The following is a 26,444-nucleotide window of genomic DNA, read 5'->3' on the forward strand; positions in this document are numbered from 1 at the left end:
CATTGCATGGCAGATGGAGGCTCGGTTCACATGGAACTGGCAGATTTGAAGACTTTCGAGGCGGTGGCGCGGCTGGGCAGCATGAACCGCGCCGCCACCGAACTGCACACGGTGCAGTCGAACATCACCGCGCGCATCCGGGGGCTGGAAGAGGAATTGGGGACGCAGCTATTCGAGCGTCATGCGCGAGGCGTGCGTCCTACCCCTGCGGGCCAGCGCATCCTGCCCTTCGTGGCCCGCATCGGCAAGCTGATGGCCGAGGCGCGCGCGGCGGCCCAGGACGATGGGGTGCCCAGCGGCGCACTGACGTTAGGTGCACTGGAGACGGCCACGGCATTGCGGCTGTCTCCGCTGCTGACGGGGTTCGCGCGTGCCTATCCCGATGTGCGGATGGCCGTGACGGCCGGCAGCACGGCCAGCCTGGTGCGTGATGTGGTGGCGTCGCGCTTCGACGGCGCTTTCGTGGCCGGCCCGGTCTCGCATCCCGACCTGAATCAGGAGCGGATATTCACGGAGCAACTGGTGCTGGCCACCAGCCCCGGGATTCGCTCGCTCAACGAGCTGGCCCACGTCTCCGATCTGCGCATCGTGGTGTTCCAGTCCGGCTGCTCGTACCGCCAGCGGCTGGAATCGTTTCTCGCCACGAAGGGCATCGTGGTGGCCAAGCCGCTCGAATTCGGCTCGCTCGATGCCATCGTCAGTTGCGTATCGGCCGGCGTCGGCATCACGCTGCTTCCGCGCGGCGTGCTGGCACCGTTTGCCGAAGCCGGGCGTATCGCCATCCATGCGATGCCGCGCAGCCAGGCCCAGGTCGACACCCTGTTCATCCACCGCAAGGACGCCTACCTGTCCAGCGCGATGCGGGCGTTTCTGGCCATGGCCCGCGCCAGCGGCAAGAACACCGGCCCACGCGCGGACCCCGGCATCTAACAACGCACCGGGGCCGCCGGCGCCCTACTTGCCCGTGAACTTCGCGGGCCGGCGTTCGAGGAAATGCGCAACGCCTTCGGTGAAATCCTCGCTCTGGATGCTCTCGAACATTTCGGCGTTGGCTTGCTGGGTGGCTTCGGCCAACGACTGGAACGGCTGCTCCCAGAGCTGACGCTTGATCACGCCAATGGAACGCGGCGAGACGTTTTCGGCCAGATCCTCGGCATAGGCCAGCGTCTGGGCCATCAGGTCGTCGGCGGCGTACACGCGATCCACCAGCCCCGTGCGCAGCGCCTCGTCCGCCAGCACCTTGCGCGCCGAGTACAGCAGATCCGCAGCATGGCCCGGCCCCACCACGCGCGGCAGCATCCACGAGATGCCATGCTCGGCAATCAGGCCGCGCCGCGCAAAGGCCGTGCTGAAGGCGGCCCGTTCGCTGGCAAAGCGCATATCGCTGTACAGCGCGAACACCAGCCCCAGGCCCGCCGCCGCGCCGTTGATGGCCGCGATCACCGGCTTGCGCATCGCCGGAAAGTATCCGTAGCGGGTCTGGTAGTCGGCGCGCCGGTTCATGTCGTACGGCCGCATCCACTGGGCCGCGCGGATATCGCCGGGCGGCAGTATTTCCAGCTCGTTGATGTCCATGCCGGCACAGAAGCCTTTGCCGGCGCCGGTCAACACCACCACGCGAACGGTGTCGTCGCGGTCCACCGCGTCCATGGCGTCGCGCAACTCGGCCTCCATGACCTTGGTCAGCGCGTTGAGCTTGTCCGGCCGGTTCATGGTCACGATGGCGACGTGCGCGTTCTGGCCCGAGCGGGTCACTGAAATCTGCTGGTACATATTGGAAATCCTGATATCGAATTGGCCGAAGTCGGACTTAGCGGGGAAGCTGGACGGCGCGCGGTTCCAGAAACTCTTCCAGCCCGTGGATACCGCCCTCGCGGCCAACGCCCGACATGCCGAAGCCACCGAACGGCGCCGCCGCGTTGAACCGGGCGCCATTGACATCGACCTGCCCGGCGCGCAACGCATTGGCCACGGCTTCGCCAGCCGCGTCATCGGCGGCCCACACCGCTGCGGCCAGACCGTAGCGCGTGCCGTTAGCCAGTGCGATGGCCTCTTCGACCGTGTCGTAGCAGAGCGCCGCCAGCACCGGCCCGAAGATTTCCTCTTGCGCCAGCCGGCTGTCCGGCGCCACGTTCCCGTAAATCGTGGGCGCGACAAAATGGCCGCGGGCCGGCACCAGCGCGTCGGGGCCGCCGGCAATCCGGTCAAAGCCCGCCTGCTCGGCATCAGCGATATGCGCCAGTACGCGCTCGCGCTGCAGCGCCGACAGCAACGGCCCGATTCGCGTGGCCGCGTCGGCCGGGTCGCCCATGACCATGCCTGCGGCGGCCTCCGCCAGCAAGGCGCGACAAGCCGGATAGTCTTGGCGCGGCACGATCAGCCGCGTGATGGCGCTGCAAGTCTGCCCCGAGTTGAGAAAGCACGACGCCACCGTGGCCTTGATGGCACGGGCGAGATCGGCACCGGGCAGCACCACCGCCGCAGACTTGCCGCCCAGTTCCATCGACACACGCTTCATGTCGCCCGCCGCCTGCGCCGCCACCTTGCGGCCGACCGCCGTCGATCCGGTAAACGACACCATCTGCACGTCAGGATGCGTGGCCAGCGCCTGGCCCACCTCGGCATCGCCTTGCACGATGTTCAGCACGCCGGGCGGCAAGCCGGCCTGCTCGCAGGCGGCCATCAGGCAGGCCGATGCGGCGGGCGCCAGTTCCGACGGCTTCAGCACCACGGTGCAGCCGGCAAGCAATGCCGGCGCCAGCTTGCCCGTGATCTGATGCAGCGGATAGTTCCACGGTGTGATGGCCGCGACCACGCCCACCGGCACCAGCGTGATGCGCGAATTGCCGGCCTCGCTGACGAACGGGAAGGTCTCGGCCAGCGCCGCCGTGGCGCGCCAGGCGGCCACCGGCGCATCCACCTGAATGCGTTGCGACAGCTTCAGCGGCATGCCGACTTCACGCGAGATGTCGCGCGCCAGGTCTTGCCCCATGCCTTCCAGCGCGTCGGCCATGGCACGCAGCAGCGCCGCCCGGGCGTCCACGCCAATCCGTTGCCAGCCCGGCAGCGCCAGCCGTGCGACCGCAACGGCGTCTTCAACGTCTGCCGCGTTGCCCAGATGGACATCGCCGCGCGGCGCCTCGGTGGCGGCATCAAGAATCCGCACGGTGCGGCCGTCGGACACCCGTCGTCGCGTGCCGTTGATAAGGTGCTCGTTCCACTGGATCATTGCGACTCCCTTGCATTCCGTTTGCTGAGAAATTCGGCCATCACGCGTTGTGGCTCGCCGTCGGCATAGCATTCGAGCTGCGCCCGGATGCCGGCCACGCAGGCATCGTCGAACCCGGGCTGGGTCATGGCCCGCAGCCGCTGCTTCGACAGCCTGACCGACGTGGGTGGCAGGACGGCCAGCGACCGGGCACGCGCCAGCGCCGCGTCCATCAGTTCCAGCTCGCCATGCAAGGCGGTCACCAGGCCGATCTCGTAGGCCCGCTGTCCCGACACCAGTTCGCCCGACAGCGACATCTGCACGTTGTGGGTATGCCCGACATGCAGCGTCATCAGGTACGACCCGACGATGCTGGCCAGGCCGGCCTTGACCTCGGGCTGGCCCCAGCGGCTGTCCGCCGTGGTCAGGCGCCAGTCGGCGCACAGCGCGAGCTGGAATCCCGCGCCAGCCGCCACGCCGCGCACGGCGGCCACGCAGGGCTTGTCCAGGTCACGCACGGCCTGGTACATGGCGCGCTGGCGGTTCAGCCACGGCACGATCTGCTGCCACGTCACCGCTGCCGCTTCGTCCAGGTCCTGCCCGGCACAGAAGGCGCGCTCGCCGGCGCCGGCCAGCACCACGGCGCGCACGGCGGGATCGGCGTTGAGCCTGGCCAGCGCGTCGATCAATGCGCCGCGCTGCGCGTCGTTGACGGCGTTCATCCGCTCGGGACGATTCAGCGTGACGAGGGCGACGCCGCCATCGCGTTCCACGAGTACGGGTTCCATGTCAGGCTCCTTGCAGTTCCACTACGGCGTCCACGGCCAGCACGCCGTCGCCGGCCGCCATCACCATCAGCGGGTTGATATCAACCGATGTCACCGCATCGCGATGACGTAGCGCCCAGTTGCCGAGCGCCACGGCCGACGCCGCCAGCGCGTCCAGATCAAGCGCCGGGATGTCGCGATAGCCGTCGAACAGCGGCGCCAGCCGCAGCCGCGCGCAGGCCGCTTTCACGTCGGCCACGTCGAACGGCGCCAGCAGCGTCACCACGTCCTTGCGCAACTCCAGCAGCGTGCCGCCCTCGCCGATCATCACCAGCGGGCCAAACACTGGGTCGACCGACACGCCCAGCGCGAACTCATGGCGCCCCTTGACCATCGCCGCCACGATCACGCGCGGATTGGCGACACCCAGGCTGCGTAGCGTGTCCAGGCAAGCCTCCGCTGCCTGAGCCACGCTGGCAGCGTCGGTCAGCCGCAGATGCACCAACCCGTGCTCGCTCTTGTGCGGCACCTCCGCCGCGCAGCCCTTGACCACCACGGCGCCCCCGCCCAGCGCGGCAAACGCGGCCACGGCTTCTTCGGCATTGGCGCAGAAGCGGTACGGCACCACGGGCACGCCGGCCTCGGCCAGCAGCGACAGGCTGCGGGCCTCGTCCTGCAGGCCGGTGCCGTTCAGAGATTCGGGCGATAGCGGATGAGGTTCCGGAAAGCCCGCCGACGCGAGCAGCCGTGCATGGCCCGCGTACTGAGCCAAAGCCGCCACTGCATCGGCCTCGGTCACGAACGTCGGCACGCCATGGCGCACGAACACGTCGCGCACGCTCTGCTGGGGCGCGCTGGCCACCAGCGGCTTGCCGAGCCGGCTGCTGAACGCGGCGGCATCACTGGCCAGCGCTTCGACGTCGTAGCCGGGGCCGGCCACCGGAATGCCGACCATGATCATGTCGGCCTGCGGATCGGCGCCCAGCGTGTCCAGCACGCGCGGGAACATGTCGCCCTTGCCCAGCAGCGCGGCGGTCATGTCGAGCGGATTGTTGGCGGTGCCGAACTCGGGAAGGATCGTGCCCAGACGGTCCAGCGTGGACGGCTGCAACACCGTCAGCGGCAACGCATGGCGTTCGGCCAGATCGGCGGCCATGACCCCGACGGCGCCGCTGTGGCTCATCACCACGGTGCGGCCCTGCCCCGGCGCGCGGCCCTGCAGGTACAGCGGCACGGCGCGTACCAGTTCGCCGATATCGCCGGCACGCCAGATGCCGTGGCGGGCCAGGAAGGCGTCGATGGCCGCATCGTTGCCGACCAGCGCACCGGTGTGCGACGCCGCCGCGCGGGCGCCATGCTGGCTGCTACCGGCCTTGATGGCGACGATGCTGGCGCCGCGCTCACGGGCCACGGCGGCGGCCCGTGCCAGCGCGGCCGGGTCGGTGATCGATTCCAGGTACACCAGGATGAGCCGGATGTCCGGATCGGCGGCCACGGCGGCCGTCATGGCGCAGGCATCCAGGTCAGCGTCATTGCCGGTGGCCACCAGGTAGCGCACGCCCAGCCCGGCCTGGCGCAGCAGCGCATACGGCATCACGCTGGCCGCGCCGCTCTGGCTGATGATCGCGATCGGGCCATCCTGAGGCGCCACTTCCATGAACATCGTCGAGAAGTTCAGCACCGCGCCGCTGGCAAAGCTGGCCGTGCCCTGCGCGTTCGGACCCACCAGGCGCATGCCGCCGGCATTTGCCGCATCCACCAGTTGCTGCTGGCGCTGCCGGCCGGCCTCGCCGGTTTCGGCAAACCCGGACGCCATGATCACTGCCGCCTTCACGCCGGCCTGGGCGCACTGCCGCACCTGTTCCAGCGTGGCGTCGCCCGATACCGCGATGACCACGGCATCCGGCGTCGTGCCGATGTCCTGCAGCGTCGGATAGGCGCGATAGCCCTGAATCGTCGTGCGCCCGGGGTTCACAGGAAACACCTGGCCCGTGTAGCCGAAGTGGCGCATGTAGTGGATGGGCCGGCCGCCGACCTTGTTGGGGTTGTCCGACGCGCCAATCACGGCCACCGAGGCCGGCGCGAACAGGGCGTTGAAGATCTCAGTCAAGGGTAGCTCCCGAAGCCTTCACCACGGGCGCCCACTTGGTGGCGTCGTGCTGGATGCGTTTGGCGAAATCGGCGGGCGTGCCGGGCATCGAGCTGGCGCCCAGCGCGGCCAGTTGCTTCTTGACGTCGGCCTGGGCGAGCGTCTTCTGCAGCTCGGCGTTGAGCCGCTGCACCACGTCGGGCGGGGTGCCCTTGGGGGCCGACAGGCCGAACCAGATCGTGACATCAAAGCCGGGCAGCCCGGAGTCCGCAATGGTGGGCACCTTCGGCAACGCTTCGGACCGCGTGGGGCCGGTAACGCCCAGCGCCTTCACCTTGCCCGTGCCGATGTACTGCACCTGGCTCGACACCGTGTCGAACATCATCGAGATACGGCCGCCCAGCAGATCGGTGAACGCCGCCGCCGAGCCCTTGTACGGCACGTGCACGATGTCGATCCCGGCCATCGACTTGAACAGTTCGCCCGACAGGTGGTTCGAGCTGCCGTTGCCGGCCGAGCCGAACGTCAGCGTGCCGGGCTTCTGTTTGGCCAGGTCGACCAGTTCCTTGACATTGCCGACCGGCAGGCTGTTCGGCACCACCAGCACGTTGGTGGTCGACGCCACCGCACCCACGGCATCGAACCCCTTGAGCGGATCGACCTTCATCGATCGATAGAGCGACGGATTGATCGCCATGGTGCCCGTGGTGGAGAAGAACAGCGTGTAGCCGTCGGGCGCTGCGGTGGCCGCCGCCTCGGTGGCGATGGTGCCACCCGCCCCGCCGCGGTTGTCCACGATCACGGGTTGCCCAAGCTGCTGCGACAGGTGCTGGCCGATCAGGCGCGCCATGGCGTCGGTGGGGCCGCCAGCCGGAAATGGCACGATCAGGCGGATCGGCTTGGCCGGATAGCCGGCGGTGGCGCTAGCAACACCGCATAGCGCCAGGGGCGCCGCGGCCATCATCAGGATGGACAGGGACTGGCGCAGGCCGCGCCCTATCGTCGAAAAGCTTCGCATGTTGTCTCCATATCGTTTGGCAACCCTTCTCTGCCTGGAAGGATGTTCGAAGTGTATGGAGACTTCAGTTATTGCAAAAGAGTATATTCTTAGATACCTGATATCTAATTTATGGATATCGTCCTTGTCTTCCTGCTCACATCGCCAAAAGTGAACATCAAACAACTCGAGACGGTGGCCCTGGTGGCCGAACTCGGCTCGCTGTCGCGGGCGGCGCGCGCCATGGGCACGGCGCAGTCGCTGGTCAGCCGTGCCATCGCCCAGATCGAGTCGGATTGGGGTGATCGGCTGTTCGAGCGCACGGGGCGCGGCGTGGTGCTGTCGGAATTCGGCAAGCGGATCTTTCCGGAGATTGAATTACTGCTGGCCCAGTCGTCACGTCTGCATGACGAAGTGCGCAATGCGGCCGGTGTGCCGGCGGGCCTGGTCAGGATCGGCGTACTGCCGTCCATGACGCGCCGCCTGATTCCCGCCCTGTTCGCCGATCTGCGCGATACCGCGCCAGGCGTGCGGCTGCGGGTGGTGGAGGGTTTCAGCGGCCAGCTCGACGAACAACTAGATTCCGGCCACCTGGACCTGGCGGTGATCAACCGTTATGGGCCAAGCCCGCGCCAGAATGAGGATGTGCTGGCTACCGTGGCGAACTACCTGGTGAGCACGCCAGACCACCCCCTGACGGCTGAGCCCACCGTCGATTTCGCCCGTCTGGGCGGGATCCCGCTGGTCTTGCCCCCGGCACCCAATGGACTGCGCCAGATCCTGGACCAGCACGCACGGCAACAGGGCGTGGCACTAGATGTGGCACTGGAGGTCGAATCACTGAACGCCATGAAGGAAGTGGCCCTGGCGGGACACGCATTGACGATCCTGCCGCAACTGGCCGTGGACGACGAGGTGGGCGCTGGACGCCTGACGGCCGCCGAAATCGTCAAACCGCAGTTGCCGAGGTCGATCAGCCTCGGGCTCACGCAGCATCACCCGCTCTCGCGCGCGGCAAGGGTGGTACTGTCACGGCTGCACGACCTTGTTCCCCATGTGACGAGCCGTGATTGGACCGGCAAGGCCGGGTAAACATATGCCGCGCCAACCTCAACCCACGCAGGGTCAGACCATATTGCGTCGCACCACTACATCGCGTATCATGCGCGGTCCCCCATTTTGCGCACACCGGATTCTGCGGAAGGTATTCCGGTCTCGAAAGTCCGTGCGCCATTCCACGATTTCGTTCGCACCCCGCAGGCTTGACCAGAAGTCATGGCCGCGACAATCGTTGGCCTACGGGCCAGGAGCATGTATTGACTAATCCGGTTCGCGATGAAGCAACATCCCGCATGACCTCCGTTACTTTGAAGTCCAGCCGCCGCAAGCCAGCAAGCAAATCCTCCACGGCCTCGGCACCGTTGGATAACGCGTCGTCGGCACGCCAGGACGAGGAACGCCAGCGGCAAATGCGCGCGCTGATCGCGCTCGGCCGCGAGCGCGGCTACCTGACGCACGCAGACCTTAACGATCACCTGCCCGACAATGTGACGCAGACGGCGGCGATGGAAACCATCGTCAGCACGTTCAGCGACATGGGCGTGTCCGTGTACGAGCAGGCACCCGATGCCGAGACGCTGCTGCTGAGCGACAACGCTCCCGCCGCCTCGTCAGACGACCAGGCCGACGAGGAAGCGGAAGCTGCCCTGTCGACCGTCGATTCGGAATTCGGACGCACGACCGACCCGGTCCGGCTCTATATGCGCGAAATGGGCGCAAACGAGCTGCTGACCCGCGCCGGCGAAATCGAAATCGCCAAGCGCATCGAAGGCGGCCTGCAGGACATGATCCAGGCCATCGCCGCCTGCCCGTCGGTTGTGTCGGTGATTCTGGCCGACGTGGACCGCATCGTTGCCGGCGACCTGCGTATCGATGAACTGGTCGATGGCATCAGCGACGACTCGGAGGAAGCCGAAATGGCGTCCGATTCCGACGACACGCCGGTGGAAGCCGACGCGTCCGATGACTCGGACGACGAGTCGGACGACGACGAGGACGATGGCGACATCGGCGATTCCGACAAGGCCAACGCTGCCCGCCTGGAACAACTGACCACCGACAGCCTCGCGATCTTCGCGCGCGTGCGTGCGCTGTTCGACCAGCTGCCCGATGGCCCGGTGACCGGCAAGACCCGTTCGGCCGCCATTGCGCAGCTGCGCGTGGAAATCCAGCGAGAACTCGCGCCCATCCGCTTCACGGCCAAGATGATCGACCGCCTGTGCGCCAGCGTGCGCGAACAGGTGGAAGACGTGCGTGTGGTGGAACGTGCCATCCTGGAGATCGCCGTCGAACGCTGCTCCATGCCGCGCGAGGCGTTTATCGAGTCGTTCCCGGGTCATGAAACCGACCTCGAATGGACCGAGCGCACGGCGGCGACGTCGCGCCAGTTTGGTCCGGCGCTGCTGCGTCACCTGCCGGCCATCCAGGCCAGCCAGCAAAAGCTGATCGACATCGAGGCAAAGGTCGCCCTGCCGCTGCAGCAGCTCAAGCAGATCAACCGCCAGATGAGCGCGGCCGAGCTGAAGATGCGCCAGGCCAAGCGCGAAATGATCGAGGCCAACCTGCGCCTGGTCATCTCCATCGCCAAGAAGTACGTCAACCGTGGCATGCAGTTCCTGGACCTCATCCAGGAAGGCAACATCGGCCTGATGAAGGCGGTGGACAAGTTCGAGTACCGTCGCGGCTGGAAATTCTCGACCTATGCCACGTGGTGGGTCCGCCAGGCCGTCACGCGCGCGCTGGCCGACCAGGCCCGCACGATCCGCGTGCCGGTGCACATGATCGAGACGATCAACAAGCTGAACCGCATCTCGCGCGAAATCCTGCAGCAGACGGGTCAGGAAGCCCATCCTGCCGTGCTGGCGGAGCGCATGGAGATGTCCGAGGACAAGGTGCGTGGCATCCTCAAGATCGCGCGTCAGCCGGTCTCGCTGGAAACCCCGGTGGGTGATGATGCCGATGCGACGCTCGGCGACATGATCGAAGATGTGTCCGCAAGCTCGCCGGCCGAGGCCGCGATTCATGCGAATCTGCGTGTCATGCTGGACGAGGCACTCGACGGGCTGGCGCCGCGTGAAGCCAAGGTACTGCGGATGCGTTTCGGGATCGACACGACCTCCGAGCACACCCTGGAAGAAGTCGGCAAGCAGTTCGATGTGACCCGCGAGCGGATTCGTCAGATCGAAAGCAAGGCGATGCGCAAGCTGCGGCACCCCAGCCGGGCTGACAAGCTGAAGCTGTTCCTGGAACGCTAAAGCAATAGCGCGAATGCAAAAGCGGCGCACTCCTCACGGGGTGCGCCGCTTTTTTTGGGTAAAACTTACAGCGGCTTGATCGTGCCGGCTTGCTTACCCTTCGGGCCTTGCTTCACTTCGAAGCTGACCTTCTGGCCTTCTTGCAGCGACTTGAAGCCGTTGCCTTGCACTTCCGAGAAGTGCGCGAACAGGTCCTCGCCGCCGTCATCCGGCGTGATGAACCCAAAGCCCTTTGCATCGTTGAACCACTTGACGGTACCTGTTGCCATGTTCTGAATATTCCAAAAAAGTAGATAAAGCCGCTGGCCTGCGCCGAGCGTGCGAACTGGTTGTATCACAGTTAAAGCGTTGCCGACAATCCGGGTTGCACATAAAGATGCGTGTGAAACCGGAAACTTCACGGATCGTACCGGGCAACATGGGGTTTACATCCCCCTCCTCGATCGCTCTTTCCCCCTTACATCGTCCGTCTGGCCGCCCCATTCAACGACCGGCGGCGCAGGTTTGCCGATATGGCTGGCACCGCCGGCGCGGCCGGCAACGGTGTCCCAACCCCTGCTCCCCGGCGCCTGCGGCCGGCAGCGGCCATCGGTTGCGGCATGGCCATCGCCTGCAGCGCTTCCGTCACCTTGGCGCAATACTCGGGCGCCAGCCGCTCGTAGCCGTCATCGGTGGGATGGATCTCGTTGACCCAATCGCCATCGCGGCCTGTAGCGTCGGCTGCCGCGTCCTGCAGCAGGTTGCGCAGGTCTGCCAGGAAAACGTGCGGATAGCGCCCGCAGAGCTTCTGCAGCAGCCCGAACAGACGGTCGATCAGGTGAACGGCCAGCGCATGCCACGTGCCGTCCGCTTCGGGAATGGCATAGGTTTGCAGCGCGCTGGCCAGCCACGGCCCCGCCAACCAGTGCCCTGGCACGCCACCGGTACCGGCCAGCCGGGGCTGGACGCGGCAATAGCTGTGGATCACCAGCGGCGCAAAGCGCGACTTGCCGTCGTTGGCATCGCGCCACCCGACCAGCACGTCGAACACGCCATCCAGGTAGGTTTCAAACGTCAGCCAGCCCTCATCCGACACAAAGCGCGACACATCCGCCTGGGCACCCCATTCGTCGGGCAGCAGCAACAAACGCTTCTTGGGCTCGACGCGCTGGCCGTCGTCGCCGTTCGGCGGCGTGTTCAGCGCACGAATCAAGTCGTTGCCGCCCAGCGAGAGCAGCACGGCATCCCACCGCTCGCACAGCCTGCCGTGCAACGCGGCCTCGAAGGCGGGGTTGAACACCCATTGCGACGTGGGGGCGACGTTGACGACCTGCGCCAGTTCGGCGCCGGGCTGCGCGAAGTTCACAGCGCACGACGAGAACTCGAACGCCATGTGTCGCGGCATGTTCGTGGTCAGCGCGGCCGGCGGCAAGGCGCCGATCGAGAACCATGAATCGCCCTGAATCAGAAACTTGCGGAAGAAATCGATGCTCGGGTCCGGAAAGGCCCTGGCCCATTCGGTGGGCGTGAAGACGCGAAGTGACGGCATGGCGCTCCCCTTGCTGACGCACAGTCCTGCAGGTCGGCGTGAGCGGGTCTGACGCACCGGGCGATGGTTGCCCCTCAGCCTGAGCGCCAGCATAGGTCGGCATCGGTGAAAGTAAAGCCGCGAAACCGTTGCAAAAGCCCAAATCGCTACGTTTGGATATTTTTTGCGCTACTCATACTTCTGGATGAGACAAGACACTGGCAAACGTTTCCTATGCTGGTGACAATCCCGATCCCTGTACGCATGAATCGTGGTGCGCACCCCCGCGCACCATGAGCGCGATCCACATCAGTGCACGGTCTCGCCGCGAATCAGCAATACCGGCCTGGCCGACTTGGCGATCACCCCCTCCGACACACTGCCCATGATCACGCGACGCACGCCGCGCCGGCCATGGGTGCCCATGATGATCAGATCGGCCGGCCATTGGTCCGCGTGACTGACGATGGTGCCGGAGATGTTGCCGGGAGATATTGGCCGCTCGGCGAGTTCAGTCAGGCACCGCACGCCAGCGTTCTCGAACCCGCGCGCGGCGGTGGCCAGCGCCTTCTGTCCCACGCTGATCATGCCGCTGATGATCTGCTGCGGATCGATATAGGCGGATTCGAAGAACAGCTCGCTGTCGTCAACCACGAACAGCACCTTGACCTCGGCCCCAAGATGCTTGGACAAGCCCACGGCCTGCGCGATTGCCAGCTCTGAAGACGGCCCGCCATCCACCGCCACAAGAATCCGTTCGTACATTGATCTACCTCCCCATGACGTTGCCGTTGTTGAAAGCATAGTGGGCGGCGAGACTGGCCGATTGACATGAATCAATGTCTGCCGCAATCGTAGAAACTTTGTTTTCAGATGTACAAAGGGATGGATGCGTCACGATGTTCGGATACGATAGCCCTCACGGACAAACGCTATCGCACCCACATACCGATGACTGTTGCCTTTGCCGCAAACCTTGCATTTCAGACAAATCCCGATACCCGGGTATCGCCGCTACGCCGCGTGCTCGCTTGCGCGGGCGCGGCCTGGCTGCTCTGCAGTGCCGGTGGCGCGTGGGCGCAGCAGCCCTTGCTGTGGTTTGCGGACGGCAAGCCTTCGCAGGCGGCCCAGGCCGCGATCAAGACGCTGAACGATGCGACCGCCGATGGCCTGGATCCGCATGACTACGACGCCGAGGGTTTGAAGCGAACGTTTGCGCAGTGGGTCGACACCCCTGGCGCCTCTGCGGATGCCACGCAGCGCTTCGACGGCGCGCTCACTGGCGCCATGACGCGTTATCTGGCCGATCTGCACCGGGGGCGTGTCGATCCGCGCAAGGTCCACGCGAATTTCTCGGCCAGCAATCTTCCTCCGTTCGATCCCGAGAGCTACCTGCGCAATGCGATGGCCGCCAACCGGCTGTCCGATGCCCTGCGCGAAGCGGCGCCGTCGTTTCCGCTGTACGGCACGCTGCGCGATGCGCTGGTTAAGTACCGCAAGCTCGCGGCCGAACCGTACTGGAAGCAGCCGTTGCCGGCCCTCCCGGGCGGCAAGCTCACGCCGGGCCAGACCTACGGCGACGTGCCGCAGCTCGCGCAGCGCCTGGAAGCGCTGGGCGACCTGCCGGCGGGCACGGCGGTGCCACAGCGCTACGAGGGCGCGCTCGTCGATGCCGTCAAGGCGTTCCAGAAGCGTCATGCGCTCGACGCAGACGGCGTGATCGGTGCCGGCACGCTCGCGCAGCTCAACGTCACGCCGGCCGCCCGGGTCGACCAGATCGTGCTGACGATGGAACGCCTGCGCTGGACGCCGCTGGCCGAGGGGCCGCGCATGATCGTCGTCAACGTGCCGGAGTTCGTGCTGCGCGCCTATGACTACCAGGAAGGCAAGCTCGACATCCAGCTCGAGATGAAGGTGATCGTGGGCAAGGCGCTGGATACCCGCACGCCGCTGTTCAAGGAGGACATGCGCTACATCGAGTTCAGCCCGTACTGGAACGTGCCGTCGTCGATCGCCCGCAAGGAGGTCATTCCGAAAGCGCAGCGCGATCCGGGCTACTTCACACGGCAGGGCTTCGAGTTCGTCACCGGCACGCAGGCCAACGGCACGCTGAGCCAGGCCAATATCGACGCAGTGCTTAATGGCCAGTCGCGTATCCGCCAGCGTCCCGGCCCGCTCAACGCACTGGGCGACATCAAGTTCATCTTCCCGAACAACCAGGCCATCTACCTGCACCACACGCCGTCGCCGCAACTGTTCAACCGGGGCCGGCGAGATTTCAGCCATGGCTGTATCCGCGTGGAAGCGCCGGTGGCCCTTGCCCAGTTCGCGCTTCAGGGCATGCCCGAATGGACCGAGCCGCGCATTCGTGAGGCAATGTCGTCAGGCAAATCGAAGACGGTCGCGCTGCAGCAGCCGATTCCGGTGGTGCTGGCCTACGGCACCGCCGTCGCGCGCGCCGATGGCCGGGTATACTTCGTGCCTGATATTTACGGACAGGACAAATTACTGGACCAGGCGCTGCGGCAGCGCGCGGGCGCCAGGCCTGCCGTACGGCCATCCTGAACGCCGCGTCGCGTGTAAAAGTTTCCATGCCCGATTCCAGCTCCATCCAGCGTCGCCGTTTCTTTCATCGCGCCGGGGCCGTCGCGCTAGGCGCGGGTCTCTCCACGCTGGCACCGCGCGCCGCGCTGGCCGCATTGGGCCCCGATGCCCGCTCGCTGTCCTTCCAGCACACCCATACCGGCGAAAACCTGTCGCTGGTCTACGCCATGGGCGACCAGATGTTGCCGCAGGCGCAAACGTCGCTCAACCACTTTCTGCGCGATCACTACTCGGGCACGGTCGGCGAGATCGATCCCAAGCTGTTCGGCCTGCTGTTCGCGCTGCGCCGTGAAGTGGGCAGCGACAGCCCGTTCCAGGTGATTTCCGGCTACCGCTGCCCGATGACCAACGACCGGCTGCGCAAGACGCGCGGTGGCGGCGTGGCCAAGCGCAGTCTGCATATGGATGGCATGGCCATCGACATCCGCCTGCCGGGCGTGGCGCTGGGCGACCTGCGCGATGCCGCACAATCGCTGCAGATTGGCGGCGTGGGCTTCTACAAGTCCGACAACTTCATCCACGTCGACACCGGCCGCGTGCGGCATTGGGGCTGAGCGCCCCACCCTCGCCTTGCTATCTCCGGTCGAGCACCGCGCGCAGCGCCGGCTCGAACCGCGCGTCCTGCAGTGCCCCCACGTTGTAGCGCGACCATGGCGACGGCGCGTCAGCGTCCACGCAAAACACACGGCCCGGCGCGATCATGACCTTTTCCCGCAGCAACTGCTCGGCCAGCGCCAGCGAGTCCGGCACGCCGGGCAGCGCGGCCCACAGGTACAGCGACTGCTCGGGCCGCGCGAAGACCTCCGCCCCGATCCGGTCGAACAGCGACAGCGCGCGACTGGTGGCGTCCGCCAGCCGCGCACGCAACCGCGTGATATAGCGCTGGTAGTGGCCTTCGCTCAGGATCACGTCCACGGTCCGCTCGCAGTATTCGGAGCTGCTGACGTGGATCAGCGCCTTCAGATCGGCCAGATCGCTGGCCAGGTCGGCGCCGCAGGCAATGAATCCCACGCGCAACGCAGCCGAGAACGACTTCGAGAAGCTACCGATATAGATCGTGCGTTCAAGCTGGTCCAGCGCCGACAGCCGGGGCAGCGTGGCCGGCTTGAAGTCGGCCAGCGGATCGTTTTCCACCAGCAGCAGGTTGTATTTCTGCGCCAGTTGCAGCACGCGGAAGGCTTTGGCCGCCGACAGGTCCGACCCCGTGGGGTTGTGGGCCACCGATTGCGTGAAGAACAGCCGCGGCCGCTCGCGGATCAGGCATTGCTCCAGCGCTTCCAGATCGGGACCATCGGCCAGCCGTGGCACCCCCACGATGCGCACACCCGCGAGCTTGAGCTTGCCAAACAGCGGGTAGTAGCCCGGGTCATCCACCAGCACCGTGGCGCCGGCCGGCAGGAAATAACGGATGACCAGGTCCAGCGCATCGTTGGCGCCGTGCGTCAGCACGATCTGGCGCGCATCGGCGCCAATACCCAGGTCGGCCAGCTTGCGCACCAGGTGATCGCGCAACGGCGCATAGCCAAACCGGCTTCCGTAGCGGAACAGCGTGCCCAGGCCGGTGCGCACCACCTTGTGGTGATACTTGTCCAGGCGCGCCTCCGACAACCATTCGACGGGCGGGAAGCCGTCGCCCACGGCCAGCGTGTCGGGATGGCTCTTGAGCTGCTCGCGCATCAGCCAGACGATATCCATGGCCCGGTGCAGCGACCCCGCGTCGTCGTCCTGCCGGGGCCGCGCCGGCTGCGCGGTCACGAAATACCCGGCCCCGCGCCGGGGCTCTACCAGCCCGCGTCCCACCAGCATCTCGAAGGCCGCGACGATGGTGTTCTTGCTGTAGCCCTGCATCTGGGCCAGTTCGCGCAGCGACGGCAGCTTGTCGCCGCTGCGGTAGGCGCCGTCCAGGATCTGGCGCTCCAGCGAATCGGCCAACGTGACGGAAATCGAGGTGGATCTTGGGCTCATGGGGCACTCGGTGCGAGAGGGGCGACGGGTGACTGTCCCGGCAAACTGTACCTTTTTAGAGAGGTACAGTGTCCCTAAACTGTCTCCATCTATACACGCATGGAGACACCGATGGCAACCGATTCCGCGCTTCCGAATTTTCGCGCACTCACCCCGGCACAACGGCTGGAACACTTAGCCGCCGTGACGGCGCTGAGCGCGGACGAGGCGCGCCTGATTGCCGAACCGGGCGCGCTGGGCACAGATCGCGCCAATGGCATGATCGAAAACGTCGTGGGCACGTTCGACCTGCCCTTCGGCGTGGCTGGCTACTTCCAGGTCAACGGCCGCGACTACGTGGTGCCGATGGTCGTGGAAGAACCGTCGGTGGTGGCAGCCGCCTCGTTCATGGCCAAGCTGGCCCGCGACGACGGCGGCTTCCAGGCGTCGAGCTCGGGGCCGCTGATGCGGGCGCAGGTACAGGTGCTAGGCATCTCTGACCCCTACGGCGCGCGCCAGGCGCTGCTGCGCCAGCGCGACGAGATCCTGGCCGTGGCCAATGGCCGCGACAAGGTGCTGATCGGGCTCGGCGGCGGCTGCAAGGACATCGAGGTGCATGTGTTTCCCGACACCCCGCGCGGCGCCATGATCGTGATGCACCTGATCGTCGACGTACGCGACGCGATGGGGGCCAACACGGTCAACACCATGGCCGAAGCCGTATCGCCGCTGGTGGAGTCGATTACGGGCGGTTCGGTGCGGTTGCGCATCCTGTCCAACCTGGCCGACCTGCGCCTGGCCCGGGCACGCGTACGGCTGACACCGGACACCCTGGCCACGCGCGAGCGCAGCGGTGCCGAGATCATCGAGGGCGTGATCGATGCCTACACGTTCGCGGCCATCGATCCGTACCGGGCCGCCACGCACAACAAGGGCATCATGAACGGCGTGGACCCGGTGATCGTGGCCACCGGCAACGACTGGCGCGCCGTCGAGGCGGGCGCGCATGCCTATGCGTGCCGCGGCGGGCGTTACACGTCCCTGACGCACTGGGAAAAGGACACCTCGGGCGCGTTGGTCGGCACCATCGAGATGCCGATGCCGGTGGGCCTGGTGGGCGGCGCCACGCGTACGCATCCGCTGGCCCAGCTCGCATTGAAGATCCTGGACGTCCGGTCCGCGCAGGAACTGGGCGAAGTGGCGGTGGCCGTGGGCCTGGCCCAGAATCTTGGCGCGTTGCGCGCGCTGGCCACCGAAGGCATCCAGCGCGGCCACATGGCCCTGCATGCGCGAAATATCGCACTGGTGGCCGGCGCCACCGGTGACGAAGTGGACCGCATCGCCCGACGCATGGCCGACGAGCACGACGTGCGCACCGATCGCGCGTTGGCGCTGCTGCAGGAGCTGCGCCAACGCTGACGTACCATGGCTGCCGCCATTCACCGCTGAACACTGCGGAACACCGCTGAAAACAGAGCGCGCCCGGCATGCAAGCCATGCCGAGGCCCGCCGATACCGGAGACAACTCATGCATGCACACGACAATGCCGCGCCCGCTCGCCTGGTCGAGGTCTGGGGCGATACGGCGGACACGCGCCATCTGGCCTGGTCCATCGTCATCGGCGCCGCCATCAGCCTGACCGGCTACCTGATTGCCAGCCGCCTGCTGGCTGCGGTGGTGCAATCCGCCGAACTGGCGCGTGCCTACGCCATGCTGGCCGGCCTGTTCGGCTGCCTGGTGGCGGGTGTGGTGTGCGCGGTGCTGTTCAAGCCCAAGCGCGTCGTTGTCGAGAACGAAACCGGCCACTCGGCCGCGCGCGAGGAAGCGCTGCGCAAACTGGCCGAGGACGCGGGCGGCCTGGGATCGATTGCCGACCTGCCGCCGGCGGTGGTGGCCGAACTCAGGGAACTGCAGTTGCTGGACCTGTTCCAGGCGCACGAGCAGCGCGACGCGGTACGGGCCAGCGAGCCGTCGCCCGTGCTGCCCCAGCGCCAGACCGTCTGAATCCACAGGAGACTCGACATGATCGAATCCGCATTGCTGTCGCATATCCTCGTGGCCGCCGGCATGGGCCTGGCCGGTGCCGTGGTGTTCGCCGCCATCGGGCTGATTTCCGGCACTGACGAAACCACCACGCTGGCGCCGCTGACGCTGCTGGTGGTGCTGCTGGGCGTGCCGCCCGAAGGCGTGTTCACGTTCTTCCTGGCGGGCGCCGTGGCCAAGCACATGACCCACGCCATTCCCACGGCGCTGCTGGGCATTCCCGGCGATACCATGGCCACACCGCTGCTGCAGGACGCCAATCACCTGCGCAATCTGGGCGTGCCGCACATCGCGCTACGCAAGATGATCTCCGGCGCGATCATCGCGGCCTTCGTGGCGGTGCCGCTGGCCGTGCTGTTCGCCGTGCTGCTGGCACCGTTCGGCCCGGCCATCACCAAGGCGGCGCCGTGGATCTTCGTGGTGGCGGCGCTGATCATCGCGTACAGCTCGGCCGGGCGCTGGGCATCGGTGGCCGCGCTGCTGCCGTTCGTGGTGGTCATCGTGGCGCTGCAGACGCTGACGGCCAAGTTCGGCGTCAAGCTCAGCATCAGCTATTTCCTTGGCATCGCCATCGGCCCGCTGATCGCCGACCTGTTCTCGTCGATCTCGCCCGTGGAGCGCGCCCGCATGCGCCGCGACAAGGTGCGTACGTTCTCGCTGGCACCCGACGTCAAGGGGTGGTCGGGCTACTTCCCCAACCCGCTGCGCGTGCTCGACCGCAGCCAGGTGAAGTGGACCATCGGCACGGCGGCGGTGTCGAGCGCGACCTTCGTGTTCAGCCCCGTGGCGATGACCGTGGTACTGGGCGAGATCGTCGGCAGCCGCATCCGCCACGCCTATCACCGGCTGACCACGGTGCTGAGCGCGCGCAATGGCGTGACCGAGGCCACCTACATCGCCGAGGCGCTGATCCCGCTGATCGCCTTCGGCTTGCCCTTGAGCCCGGTAGCCGCCGGCCCCGCCGCGCCGCTGTTCAACGCGCCGCCGGTGTTCACGGTCGACGCCGGCGCCGGCCAGACGCACAACCTGCACAACCTGCTGAACCACTGGGAATTCCTCGGCTACGGCCTGCTGGCCGTGCTGCTGGCGGCGCTGGTGTCCTACCCGTTCGCCATGAACTACGCACGCCGCGCCGCGCTGTTCGTGGCCCGCAAGATCTCGCACGAAGCGATCATCGCCACGTTCGTCGGCCTGATCCTGGTCATCAGCGTGTGGGAAGGCAATGTGCTGGGCCTGCTGGTCATCCTGACCATGGGCCTGCTGGGCGGACTGCTGTCCCGCACGATCGGCTTCAACACCGGTGTGCAGTTCATGGGGTATTACACAGCGGTGCTGACCGTGCCTGCGGTGTTGAAGCTGGTGGGGTGAGTGGGCGCGGGGGCTATGCCCTCGCCTCCCGCCGCACCGCCTGCGGCGGCATGCCGAAGCCCCGGATGAATGCTTCGCGCATGTGCCGGCGATCTCGGAAGCCGGTTTCCTTCGCCACCACGTCCAGCGGGTGGCGGCTTTGTTCGATCATCAGGCGGGCGGCCTCCAGGCGCAGGCTTTCCACGGCCTTGGCCGGGGACTGGCCGGTCTCGGCGGTGAAGACGCGGCTGAACTGACGCGGGCTCAGGTGTACGGCCGCCGCTAGGTCTTCCACGGTCAGCGGCAGGTGCAGGTTCTTGCGGGCGTGGTCGAGCGCACTCTGGATGCGGTCGGACTTGGGCGCCAGGTCCAGCAATTCCGAATGCTGCGACTGTCCGCCAGAGCGTCGCTGGTACATCACGAGCTTGTGGGCCACCGACCGGGCCGCGTCGGCGCCGAGGTCCTTTTCCACCATCGCCAGTGCCAGATCCAGCCCGGCGGTCATGCCGGCCGACGTCCAGATCGGGCCGTCGACGATATGGATGCGGTCGTCTTCCACGCGGATGGCGGGATGCGCGCGTTGCATGTCGCGCGCATAGAACCAGTGCGTGGTCGCGCGGCGCCCGTCCAGCAGCCCGGCTTCGGCCAGCACGAAGGCCCCAGTACAGATCGACGCCACGCGGCGCGACCGGGGCGCCACCTTGCGCACGAAGTCGAGTAGAGGCTGCGGCGAAGGTGTCGCCAGCGGGTCGCCCACGCCTGCCAGCACCCAGGTGTCCACCGTGGCACGCGTGCTGGCCTGGCGGGTGTCCACGGCCATGCCAAGTGACGAACGCACCGCCCCGCCGTCGATGGAAAACGCGTCGATCCGGTAAAACGGCTCGCCCGCCGCCATGTTGGCGTACTCGAAGACGCTTTGTGCCGCCAGCGTCATGACCTGGAAACCATCGGTCAGCAGAAATCCCACCCTGTGCATTGCCATCCCCACGTCGCTCTTGCCGAATCAGTCGATATCAGTCGATATCAGTCGATGTCCTGAAACATGACTATATACGTCATTTCCGCCAGACGTGAGCCGGCCTACCATGCTTCACATGGATGCCGCGCATCGGCACCACCCCAACGACCTGGACACCATACGGAGAAGCATCATGACGCAGCAACAACACCTTGGCACGGCACTGATCACTGGCGCATCGTCGGGCATCGGCGCGATCTACGCAGACCGGCTGGCACGACGCGGCTATGACCTGGTGCTGGTGGCCCGCAGCCGCGACAAGCTGGACGCACTGGCCAGCCGCATCAGCGACGAGACCGGCCGCGCGGTGGAAGTGTTCCCCGCCGACCTGAACGACCGCACATCGCTGGCCGCCGTGGAAGCCAAGCTGCGCGACGATGCCAGCATCACGCTACTGGTGAACAACGCCGGCATCGGCACCCACACCCCGCTGCTCGACAGCAACGTGGAGACCATGACGAAGATGATCGACCTGAACGTCACCGCGCTCACGCGGCTGACCTACGCGGCCGTGCCGGGCTTCGTGGCGCGCGGCAAGGGCGCCATCATCAATATCTCGTCGATCGTCAGCATCGCGCCGGAAGTGCTCAACGGCGTCTACGGCGGCAGCAAGGCGTTCGTGACGGCGTTCAGCCAGTCTCTGCACCACGAACTCGGTGGCCGTGGCGTGCGTGTGCAGGCTGTACTGCCTGGCGCCACGGCGACTGATTTCTGGGAAACGGGCGGCCTGCCTGTCGAGCACCTGGACCCGGCCATCGTCATGAAGGCCACCGAGATGGTGGATGCCGCGCTGGTCGGCTTCGACCAGGGCGAACTGATCACGATCCCGTCGCTGCACGCCGTGGAGCACTGGAACGACTACGAAGCGGCGCGCGGCGCGATGGCCGGCGTACTGTCGCGCAATACGCCGGCACCGCGTTACGTGAAGGCGGCCTGACGTATCACGCGGCCGGCTGGCTCAGGAATGGCAAACCAGGCCATCCTGAAGCTGGCTGGCCTCGTATGCGACGTCTCCGGCGCGCTGCGTCCGGGCGCGCTCCAGCGCGCCGTCGTGGCGCCAGTCGCGCACGGCGTGGTCGAACCACGCGGCGGACTGTGGATCGGCCGCTTGCAGGCCGATGCGGGCCGCTTCACCGTCGGCCTGCACGGCACCATCCACCGTCCGGTAGAAGCGCCACTCCGGCAGCGTCTGCAGCCGGGCGATGACCGGCGCGTCGTCGGCCAGCGCCTGGCATTCACCAGCCAGAAAGCCGCTGGCGGCGCGGATCGACGACGCATAGACCTTCGGCACCCCATCGAAATCCTGCGCGATGCGCGTGGCATAGGCACTGCCCTGCCCCACGCAGACCGGCTGGCCACGCAAGTCCTGGCTGCGCTGGTAGCGACTGCCACGCAGCACCAGCAGCGAACCGTCGCCGACCGCATAGGCCGATGTCACCGGCTGCAGCTTGCTGCCGGCATTGGTGGCACCGGCGATCACGATATCGACCTCGCGCTGTGCCGCCTGCCATGCCGGGGAACCCGGCTCGCCAGGCAGCCCGCGCACCTGCAGTTGCACGCCAAGGCGGTCGGCCACAAAGCGCGCCATGGCCACGTCGAAGTGATCGGGCTCGGGCGGTGTCGGTGCTTTTGGCGGCGCCGGCCGCGCATACTGGCGTACGCCCACCACCAGCGTGCCTCGCTGTTGCACCGCTTCGAGCCATGGGCCAGGTGCCACCGTCCGGCCGACACCCCACGCGGCCGAGATCGCCGCGCCGGCCAGCGCCAGCGCGACAGCCATCCACGTATAACGCGATGACCTAGCCATTGAGCGTCAGCCCCTTGCGCCAGCGCGTGAGGCGCCGTTCCACGATTGCCAGCGCGTAGTTCAGCGCCAGCCCCAGCAGGGCCAGCAGCAGGATGCCTGCGTACATCGTGGGAATCTGGAATACCTCCTGCGAATTCAGCGTCAGGAAGCCCAGCCCGGAATGCGCGCCGATCATCTCGGCCGCCACCAGCGCCGTGATGCAGTACGTGCCGGCCAGCCGCACCCCCGTGAAGATCGACGGCGACGCCGCCGGCAGCACCACCTTGCGGAACACGAACAGCCGGTTGGCACCCATCGAGCGCGCGGAATCGATCAGCAGGCGGTCCACCTGCTTGACGCCGCTGATCGTGCTCAACAGCACTGGCCAGAACGACGCCCAGAAGATGATGGCCACCTTCGACGTCTCACCAATGCCCAGGAACAGGATGAACACCGGGAATAGCGCGAACGCCGACGTCTGCCTGAATAGCTGCAGGATCGGATCGACCACGGCTTCGAAGCGGTTGAACCAGCCCATCAGCAGCCCCAGCGTCACGCCCAGGCCAATGGCCGACAGCAGCCCGTAGAGCGATCGCTGCAGGCTGGCGAACAGGTGCCGGAACAACGTGCCGCTGCTGACCAGGTCCCAGATCGTGACGATGATCTGCGACGGCGGGCTCAGGTAGGCATCGCTGACGATATGCAGCCGGGGCACCAGTTCCCAGACCAGCAGGAAAGCGACGATACCGAACAGTCCCAGCGCGCGGTCGCCCACGCGCGATAGCGAAGCGGCGCGGCTCATGACACTGCCCTCGCCGCCACGCGCTCGCCGTGCAGCCGTTCGCCGGGGCTGGCCGTGGCGCCCAGCGGACGCGGCACCGCCGCCGGATTGGCGAACTGCACTTCGTCCTTGAGGATGTCCCAGGCCTGCTGGCGCAGTGCGATGAATGCCTGCGAATTGCGCACCTCGGGGGCGCGCGGGCGTGCCAGCGGAACGTCGATGATCTGCTTGACCGTGCCGGGGCGCCGCGTCATCACGGCGATGCGGTCGGACAGGAAGATCGCCTCGTCCAGGCTATGGGTGATGAACACAATGGTCTTGCGCCGCTGCTCCCAGATGCGCAGCAGTTCACCCTGCAGGATCTCGCGGGTCTGGGCGTCGAGCGCGGCAAACGGCTCGTCCATCAGCAGCACCTCGGGCTGGTAGGCCAGAGACCGAGCGATTGCCACGCGTTGCTTCATGCCCCCGGAAATCTCGTGCGGATAGCGGTGACCAAAGCCGTGCAGGCCCACCAGTTCCAGATATTCCTCCGCCACCGCGCGGCGCCTGGCCTTGGCCACGCCGCGAATCTCCAGGCCGACTTCGATGTTCTGCAGCACGGTACGCCACGGGAACAGCGCATAGCCCTGGAACACCACGCCCTGCGCGGGGTTGATGCCACGCAGCGGCAGCCCGTCGATGGCAATCTCGCCACCAGTGCGCTCGGTCAAGCCGGCCAGGATGCTCAGGAACGTGGACTTGCCACAGCCCGACGGCCCCAGGATCGAAAGGAACTCGCCCTCGCGGATATCGAGATCGAATTCGCGCAGCACGGCCACGTTGTCGGCCTGGCCCGCCTCATTGCGCACGGCATAGTCCATGGTGACGCCACGCGCCACGATCTTGTGGCTCATGGTGCTAGGCCTTGGCAAAGGGATTGAACGCGTTGGTATAGATGTCGCGCGCGGCCACCTTGCCCTTGGTCAGCTTGCCTTCGGCCTCCAGCACGTCGATGTAGTACTGGATCGGCGGCTCGGTGACCACGAGGTTTTCCACGTAGGCGTAGCGGTCCACGTACTCGAGCTGCAGGTTGATCCGCTTGGACACCAGCTTGCGCGCGTCCTCGGGATTGGCGTTGACCCAGTTGGCGGCCTTGGCCAGCGCTGTCACCACATCCCGCACGTTTTCCGGATGCTCGCGCAGGAACTTGCCGTGCACGCTGTACGGCTGCATGCCGCCCAGTCCGCCGTCCAGGTCGAAATCGCTCCACAGTCGCGTGAGCTTGTCCGCATGGTCGGCCCGGCCCGAGAATGGCGCGTGGATGATGGCCAGGTCCGTGTTGCCGGTAGCCAGCGTCTGTTCGGCCTGGTCGTCGGGAATCACGACGAAGTTGATCTTGTTGACGTCCACGCCCTTCTGGCGCAGGAAGGTCTTGGTCACGAACTCGGCGCAGGCGCCAAAGCTGTTGATGCCGATGGTCTTGCCTTCCAGGTCCTTCGGCGCGCTGATGCCCGAATCCTTGCGCACGAAGTACTTCATGTGCGGCGCGTCCTGCAGCGTGCGGTTGCCCGCCGCCACCACCTTCAGATCGGCCCCGGCCGCCACGGCCGAGATCACCAGCGGCACCATGCGCGACCCGAAATCGATCTCGCCCGTGCCAGTCAGCGGGATGATCTGCGGCGCGGCCACCTTGCCAATGTAGTTGGGCCGGGTATTGGTGCCTTCGAAATAGCCGAGCTGGTCGGCCAGGTAGACCAGATCGAATGTCGGGTTGTCGGGATACTTGAAGCTGACCTTGTCGCCGGCCTTGCCGACCACGGCTGGCGCCTGGGCGCCAGTGGCCGGTTTCGAGGCGTCGTCGCCCCGGGAGCAGGCCGCGAGCAGCGGACCCATGCTGCCGGCCACGGCCAGCGATGCCAGTTGCTTGAGCGCGCCACGGCGGCCGGGCGCGGGATTCGAGTTTTCGAGGGCCATATCGTTGTGTGATGAGTGCAGTTTCCGCACGCAGTATTGCGAACGGCTGCCCCCGCACACAACGAAGACTTTTGACTATCGATATTGGCTAGTCGATGCTGGCCCCGGAATCGCGCACGAGTTTCGACCATTTCACCGTGTCATGCTGGATCAGGCCCGAGAACTGCGCCGGCGTGGCGGTCAGCGGCGACGCGCCGGCCTGCAGCAGCTTGTCGCGCATGGCCTTGTCCTGGGCGATGCGGGTGATTTCGCCCGACAGCCTGGCCACCACATCGGCCGGCAGGCCCTTGGGTCCGACCACGCCAAACCACACATCGGCCTCGTAGCCAGTGATGCCGGCTTCGGCCATGGTTGGCACGTCGGGCAGCGCGGGCGAACGCGTGGCGCTGGTCACGGCCAGTGCGCGCAGCCGGCCAGCCTTCACATGCGGCAGCGATCCGGGCAGGTTGTCAAACATGAGCTGCACCTGGTTGGCCAGCAGGTCGGCCATGGCCGGGCCGCTGCCCTTGTATGGCACATGGACGATCTGCACGGCGGCCATCGACTTGAACAGCTCGCCAGACAGGTGATTGGTCGTGCCATTGCCGGCCGAGCCCATGTTCAGCGCATTGGGGTGCGCGCGGGCATAGTCCACCAGTTCCTTGACGTTCTTGGCCGGCACCTTGGGATTGACCACCAGGATATTCGGCACGCCCGCGAACAGCGCCACCGGCGTGAAATCCTTCTGCGCGTCGAACGGCAACCGCTTGTAGAGCGAGCTGTTGATCGATTGCGTGCCCACGGTACCGAACATCAGCGTGTAGCCATCGGCCGGCGCCTTGGCGACAACGTCCGAACCAATCGTGCCGCCGGCGCCGGGCCGGTTATCGACGATCACCTGCTGGCCCAGCGTTTCGGACAGGCGGTTGGCCAGCACACGGCCCAGCAGGTCGGTGGTGCCGCCGGGCGGGAACGGCACCACCAGCCGGATCGGCTTGTCAGGGAACGGGCCCGCTGCGGCCAGCGGTGCAGCCAGGGCGGTAGCCAGTGCCAGCGAAGCGGCGGCGAGTGCATGCGCAATCGGTTTCATGAGGGCAAGTCTCCGG

General features: G+C 66.5%; 24 protein-coding genes. 9 read left to right on the forward strand and 15 right to left on the reverse strand.

Annotation, left to right across the window (positions count from 1 at the left end; translation table 11 throughout):
* The first annotated feature begins 30 nt into the window (after window positions 1-30).
* Window positions 31-930, forward strand: coding sequence for a LysR family transcriptional regulator (locus MFF62_RS20750; RefSeq protein WP_238265013.1), 900 nt, complete (start codon window positions 31-33; stop codon window positions 928-930).
* Between the two features lie 24 nt (window positions 931-954).
* Here the strand turns inward: MFF62_RS20750 and MFF62_RS20755 are convergent, their stop codons facing one another.
* Genes MFF62_RS20755 through MFF62_RS20775 form a run of 5 tightly spaced genes read right to left on the reverse strand, consistent with a single transcriptional unit; the run spans window position 955 to window position 7,082 of the window.
* Entirely contained in the window at window positions 955-1,773 is an 819-nt protein-coding gene (locus MFF62_RS20755) for an enoyl-CoA hydratase (protein WP_238265014.1), read from the reverse strand.
* Window positions 1,774-1,810: 37 nt separating this feature from the next.
* Window positions 1,811-3,229 carry an aldehyde dehydrogenase family protein gene (locus MFF62_RS20760; protein WP_238265015.1) on the reverse strand — a complete coding sequence of 473 codons (1,419 nt, stop codon included), beginning with the start codon at window positions 3,227-3,229 and terminating at the stop codon, window positions 1,811-1,813.
* Entirely contained in the window at window positions 3,226-3,996 is a 771-nt protein-coding gene (locus tag MFF62_RS20765; protein WP_238265016.1) for an enoyl-CoA hydratase/isomerase family protein, read from the reverse strand. The genes MFF62_RS20760 and MFF62_RS20765 overlap by 4 nt, the downstream gene beginning before the upstream one ends.
* Before the next feature lies 1 nt (window position 3,997).
* Window positions 3,998-6,085: an acetate--CoA ligase family protein gene (locus tag MFF62_RS20770; protein ID WP_238265017.1), complete on the reverse strand. Its 2,088-nt coding sequence runs from the start codon at window positions 6,083-6,085 to the stop codon at window positions 3,998-4,000.
* On the reverse strand, window positions 6,078-7,082 hold the full coding sequence (locus MFF62_RS20775; RefSeq protein ID WP_238265018.1) for a Bug family tripartite tricarboxylate transporter substrate binding protein: 1,005 nt from the start codon (window positions 7,080-7,082) through the stop codon (window positions 6,078-6,080). The genes MFF62_RS20770 and MFF62_RS20775 overlap by 8 nt, the downstream gene beginning before the upstream one ends.
* Window positions 7,083-7,193: 111 nt before the next feature.
* On the opposite strand from MFF62_RS20775, the gene MFF62_RS20780 reads away from it, so the two are divergent.
* Both MFF62_RS20780 and rpoD read left to right on the forward strand, forming a co-directional pair.
* Window positions 7,194-8,153, forward strand: a complete 960-nt coding sequence (locus MFF62_RS20780) for a LysR family transcriptional regulator (RefSeq protein WP_238265019.1) — start codon at window positions 7,194-7,196, stop codon at window positions 8,151-8,153.
* Between the two features lie 260 nt (window positions 8,154-8,413).
* A complete protein-coding gene (gene rpoD, locus MFF62_RS20785) occupies window positions 8,414-10,375 on the forward strand; it encodes an RNA polymerase sigma factor RpoD (protein ID WP_404990803.1) in 1,962 nt (653 codons plus the stop codon).
* Window positions 10,376-10,440: 65 nt separating this feature from the next.
* On the opposite strand, the gene MFF62_RS20790 is transcribed toward rpoD, so the two are convergent.
* From MFF62_RS20790 to MFF62_RS20800, 3 genes are all read right to left on the reverse strand, one after another.
* Window positions 10,441-10,644: a cold-shock protein gene (locus MFF62_RS20790; protein ID WP_238265020.1), complete on the reverse strand. Its 204-nt coding sequence runs from the start codon at window positions 10,642-10,644 to the stop codon at window positions 10,441-10,443.
* A gap of 188 nt (window positions 10,645-10,832) precedes the next feature.
* Window positions 10,833-11,903 (reverse strand): hypothetical protein, encoded by a 1,071-nt coding sequence (locus MFF62_RS20795; protein WP_238265021.1) that lies wholly within the window; start codon window positions 11,901-11,903, stop codon window positions 10,833-10,835.
* A 288-nt stretch (window positions 11,904-12,191) separates the two neighbouring features.
* Window positions 12,192-12,647 carry a universal stress protein gene (locus MFF62_RS20800; protein ID WP_238265022.1) on the reverse strand — a complete coding sequence of 152 codons (456 nt, stop codon included), beginning with the start codon at window positions 12,645-12,647 and terminating at the stop codon, window positions 12,192-12,194.
* A gap of 186 nt (window positions 12,648-12,833) precedes the next feature.
* On the opposite strand from MFF62_RS20800, the gene MFF62_RS20805 reads away from it, so the two are divergent.
* Both MFF62_RS20805 and MFF62_RS20810 read left to right on the forward strand, forming a co-directional pair.
* Window positions 12,834-14,447 (forward strand): L,D-transpeptidase family protein, encoded by a 1,614-nt coding sequence (locus MFF62_RS20805; RefSeq protein ID WP_238265023.1) that lies wholly within the window; start codon window positions 12,834-12,836, stop codon window positions 14,445-14,447.
* A gap of 26 nt (window positions 14,448-14,473) precedes the next feature.
* On the forward strand, window positions 14,474-15,040 hold the full coding sequence (locus tag MFF62_RS20810; protein ID WP_238265024.1) for a YcbK family protein: 567 nt from the start codon (window positions 14,474-14,476) through the stop codon (window positions 15,038-15,040).
* Window positions 15,041-15,059: 19 nt separating this feature from the next.
* On the opposite strand, the gene MFF62_RS20815 is transcribed toward MFF62_RS20810, so the two are convergent.
* A complete protein-coding gene (locus MFF62_RS20815; RefSeq protein ID WP_238265025.1) occupies window positions 15,060-16,451 on the reverse strand; it encodes an aminotransferase-like domain-containing protein in 1,392 nt (463 codons plus the stop codon).
* 111 nt (window positions 16,452-16,562) lie between these two features.
* Between MFF62_RS20815 and MFF62_RS20820 the strand changes: the two genes are divergently transcribed.
* From MFF62_RS20820 to MFF62_RS20830, 3 genes are all read left to right on the forward strand, one after another.
* Window positions 16,563-17,849 (forward strand): hydroxymethylglutaryl-CoA reductase, degradative, encoded by a 1,287-nt coding sequence (locus tag MFF62_RS20820; RefSeq protein WP_238265026.1) that lies wholly within the window; start codon window positions 16,563-16,565, stop codon window positions 17,847-17,849.
* 109 nt (window positions 17,850-17,958) lie between these two features.
* Entirely contained in the window at window positions 17,959-18,435 is a 477-nt protein-coding gene (locus MFF62_RS20825) for a hypothetical protein (protein ID WP_238265027.1), read from the forward strand.
* Between the two features lie 18 nt (window positions 18,436-18,453).
* Entirely contained in the window at window positions 18,454-19,842 is a 1,389-nt protein-coding gene (locus tag MFF62_RS20830) for a tripartite tricarboxylate transporter permease (RefSeq protein WP_238265028.1), read from the forward strand.
* Between the two features lie 13 nt (window positions 19,843-19,855).
* Here the strand turns inward: MFF62_RS20830 and MFF62_RS20835 are convergent, their stop codons facing one another.
* Entirely contained in the window at window positions 19,856-20,797 is a 942-nt protein-coding gene (locus MFF62_RS20835; RefSeq protein ID WP_238265132.1) for a GlxA family transcriptional regulator, read from the reverse strand.
* A 175-nt stretch (window positions 20,798-20,972) separates the two neighbouring features.
* On the opposite strand from MFF62_RS20835, the gene MFF62_RS20840 reads away from it, so the two are divergent.
* A complete protein-coding gene (locus MFF62_RS20840) occupies window positions 20,973-21,776 on the forward strand; it encodes an SDR family NAD(P)-dependent oxidoreductase (protein WP_238265029.1) in 804 nt (267 codons plus the stop codon).
* 21 nt (window positions 21,777-21,797) lie between these two features.
* Here MFF62_RS20840 and MFF62_RS20845 read toward each other — a convergent pair whose 3' ends face one another.
* The 5 genes from MFF62_RS20845 to MFF62_RS20865 all read right to left on the reverse strand — a co-directional run bounded on the left by MFF62_RS20845 (window position 21,798) and on the right by MFF62_RS20865 (window position 26,428).
* The gene (locus MFF62_RS20845) at window positions 21,798-22,646 is read right to left on the reverse strand and encodes a type 2 periplasmic-binding domain-containing protein (RefSeq protein ID WP_238265030.1); all 849 of its coding nucleotides are present in this window, start codon (window positions 22,644-22,646) and stop codon (window positions 21,798-21,800) included.
* Window positions 22,639-23,427 (reverse strand): ABC transporter permease, encoded by a 789-nt coding sequence (locus MFF62_RS20850; protein ID WP_238265031.1) that lies wholly within the window; start codon window positions 23,425-23,427, stop codon window positions 22,639-22,641. Before MFF62_RS20850 ends, MFF62_RS20845 begins: the two co-directional genes overlap by 8 nt.
* A complete protein-coding gene (locus MFF62_RS20855) occupies window positions 23,424-24,299 on the reverse strand; it encodes an ABC transporter ATP-binding protein (RefSeq protein WP_238265032.1) in 876 nt (291 codons plus the stop codon). The genes MFF62_RS20850 and MFF62_RS20855 overlap by 4 nt, the downstream gene beginning before the upstream one ends.
* A 4-nt stretch (window positions 24,300-24,303) precedes the next feature.
* Window positions 24,304-25,359, reverse strand: a complete 1,056-nt coding sequence (locus MFF62_RS20860; protein WP_238265033.1) for an ABC transporter substrate-binding protein — start codon at window positions 25,357-25,359, stop codon at window positions 24,304-24,306.
* Window positions 25,360-25,447: 88 nt separating this feature from the next.
* The gene (locus MFF62_RS20865) at window positions 25,448-26,428 is read right to left on the reverse strand and encodes a Bug family tripartite tricarboxylate transporter substrate binding protein (protein WP_238265034.1); all 981 of its coding nucleotides are present in this window, start codon (window positions 26,426-26,428) and stop codon (window positions 25,448-25,450) included.
* Window positions 26,429-26,444: the final 16 nt, after the last annotated feature.

It is taken from the genome of Cupriavidus pauculus, assembly GCF_022179805.1.
Taxonomy (GTDB): Bacteria; Pseudomonadota; Gammaproteobacteria; order Burkholderiales; family Burkholderiaceae; genus Cupriavidus; species Cupriavidus pauculus_E.

Coding starts and splice junctions, on each gene's coding strand:
- MFF62_RS20775 (WP_238265018.1), bottom strand. CDS start 7,082: ATGCGAAGCTTTTCGACGATAGGGCGCGGCCTGCGCCAGTCCCTGTCC.
- MFF62_RS20790 (WP_238265020.1), bottom strand. CDS start 10,644: ATGGCAACAGGTACCGTCAAGTGGTTCAACGATGCAAAGGGCTTTGGG.
- MFF62_RS20865 (WP_238265034.1), bottom strand. CDS start 26,428: ATGAAACCGATTGCGCATGCACTCGCCGCCGCTTCGCTGGCACTGGCT.
- MFF62_RS20800 (WP_238265022.1), bottom strand. CDS start 12,647: ATGTACGAACGGATTCTTGTGGCGGTGGATGGCGGGCCGTCTTCAGAG.
- MFF62_RS20860 (WP_238265033.1), bottom strand. CDS start 25,359: ATGGCCCTCGAAAACTCGAATCCCGCGCCCGGCCGCCGTGGCGCGCTC.
- MFF62_RS20760 (WP_238265015.1), bottom strand. CDS start 3,229: ATGATCCAGTGGAACGAGCACCTTATCAACGGCACGCGACGACGGGTG.
- MFF62_RS20840 (WP_238265029.1), top strand. CDS start 20,973: ATGACGCAGCAACAACACCTTGGCACGGCACTGATCACTGGCGCATCG.
- MFF62_RS20825 (WP_238265027.1), top strand. CDS start 17,959: ATGCATGCACACGACAATGCCGCGCCCGCTCGCCTGGTCGAGGTCTGG.
- MFF62_RS20820 (WP_238265026.1), top strand. CDS start 16,563: ATGGCAACCGATTCCGCGCTTCCGAATTTTCGCGCACTCACCCCGGCA.
- MFF62_RS20765 (WP_238265016.1), bottom strand. CDS start 3,996: ATGGAACCCGTACTCGTGGAACGCGATGGCGGCGTCGCCCTCGTCACG.
- MFF62_RS20755 (WP_238265014.1), bottom strand. CDS start 1,773: ATGTACCAGCAGATTTCAGTGACCCGCTCGGGCCAGAACGCGCACGTC.
- MFF62_RS20850 (WP_238265031.1), bottom strand. CDS start 23,427: ATGAGCCGCGCCGCTTCGCTATCGCGCGTGGGCGACCGCGCGCTGGGA.
- MFF62_RS20815 (WP_238265025.1), bottom strand. CDS start 16,451: ATGAGCCCAAGATCCACCTCGATTTCCGTCACGTTGGCCGATTCGCTG.
- MFF62_RS20855 (WP_238265032.1), bottom strand. CDS start 24,299: ATGAGCCACAAGATCGTGGCGCGTGGCGTCACCATGGACTATGCCGTG.
- MFF62_RS20795 (WP_238265021.1), bottom strand. CDS start 11,903: ATGCCGTCACTTCGCGTCTTCACGCCCACCGAATGGGCCAGGGCCTTT.
- MFF62_RS20750 (WP_238265013.1), top strand. CDS start 31: ATGGAACTGGCAGATTTGAAGACTTTCGAGGCGGTGGCGCGGCTGGGC.
- rpoD (WP_404990803.1), top strand. CDS start 8,414: ATGACCTCCGTTACTTTGAAGTCCAGCCGCCGCAAGCCAGCAAGCAAA.
- MFF62_RS20810 (WP_238265024.1), top strand. CDS start 14,474: ATGCCCGATTCCAGCTCCATCCAGCGTCGCCGTTTCTTTCATCGCGCC.
- MFF62_RS20835 (WP_238265132.1), bottom strand. CDS start 20,797: ATGCACAGGGTGGGATTTCTGCTGACCGATGGTTTCCAGGTCATGACG.
- MFF62_RS20780 (WP_238265019.1), top strand. CDS start 7,194: ATGGATATCGTCCTTGTCTTCCTGCTCACATCGCCAAAAGTGAACATC.
- MFF62_RS20830 (WP_238265028.1), top strand. CDS start 18,454: ATGATCGAATCCGCATTGCTGTCGCATATCCTCGTGGCCGCCGGCATG.
- MFF62_RS20805 (WP_238265023.1), top strand. CDS start 12,834: ATGACTGTTGCCTTTGCCGCAAACCTTGCATTTCAGACAAATCCCGAT.
- MFF62_RS20845 (WP_238265030.1), bottom strand. CDS start 22,646: ATGGCTAGGTCATCGCGTTATACGTGGATGGCTGTCGCGCTGGCGCTG.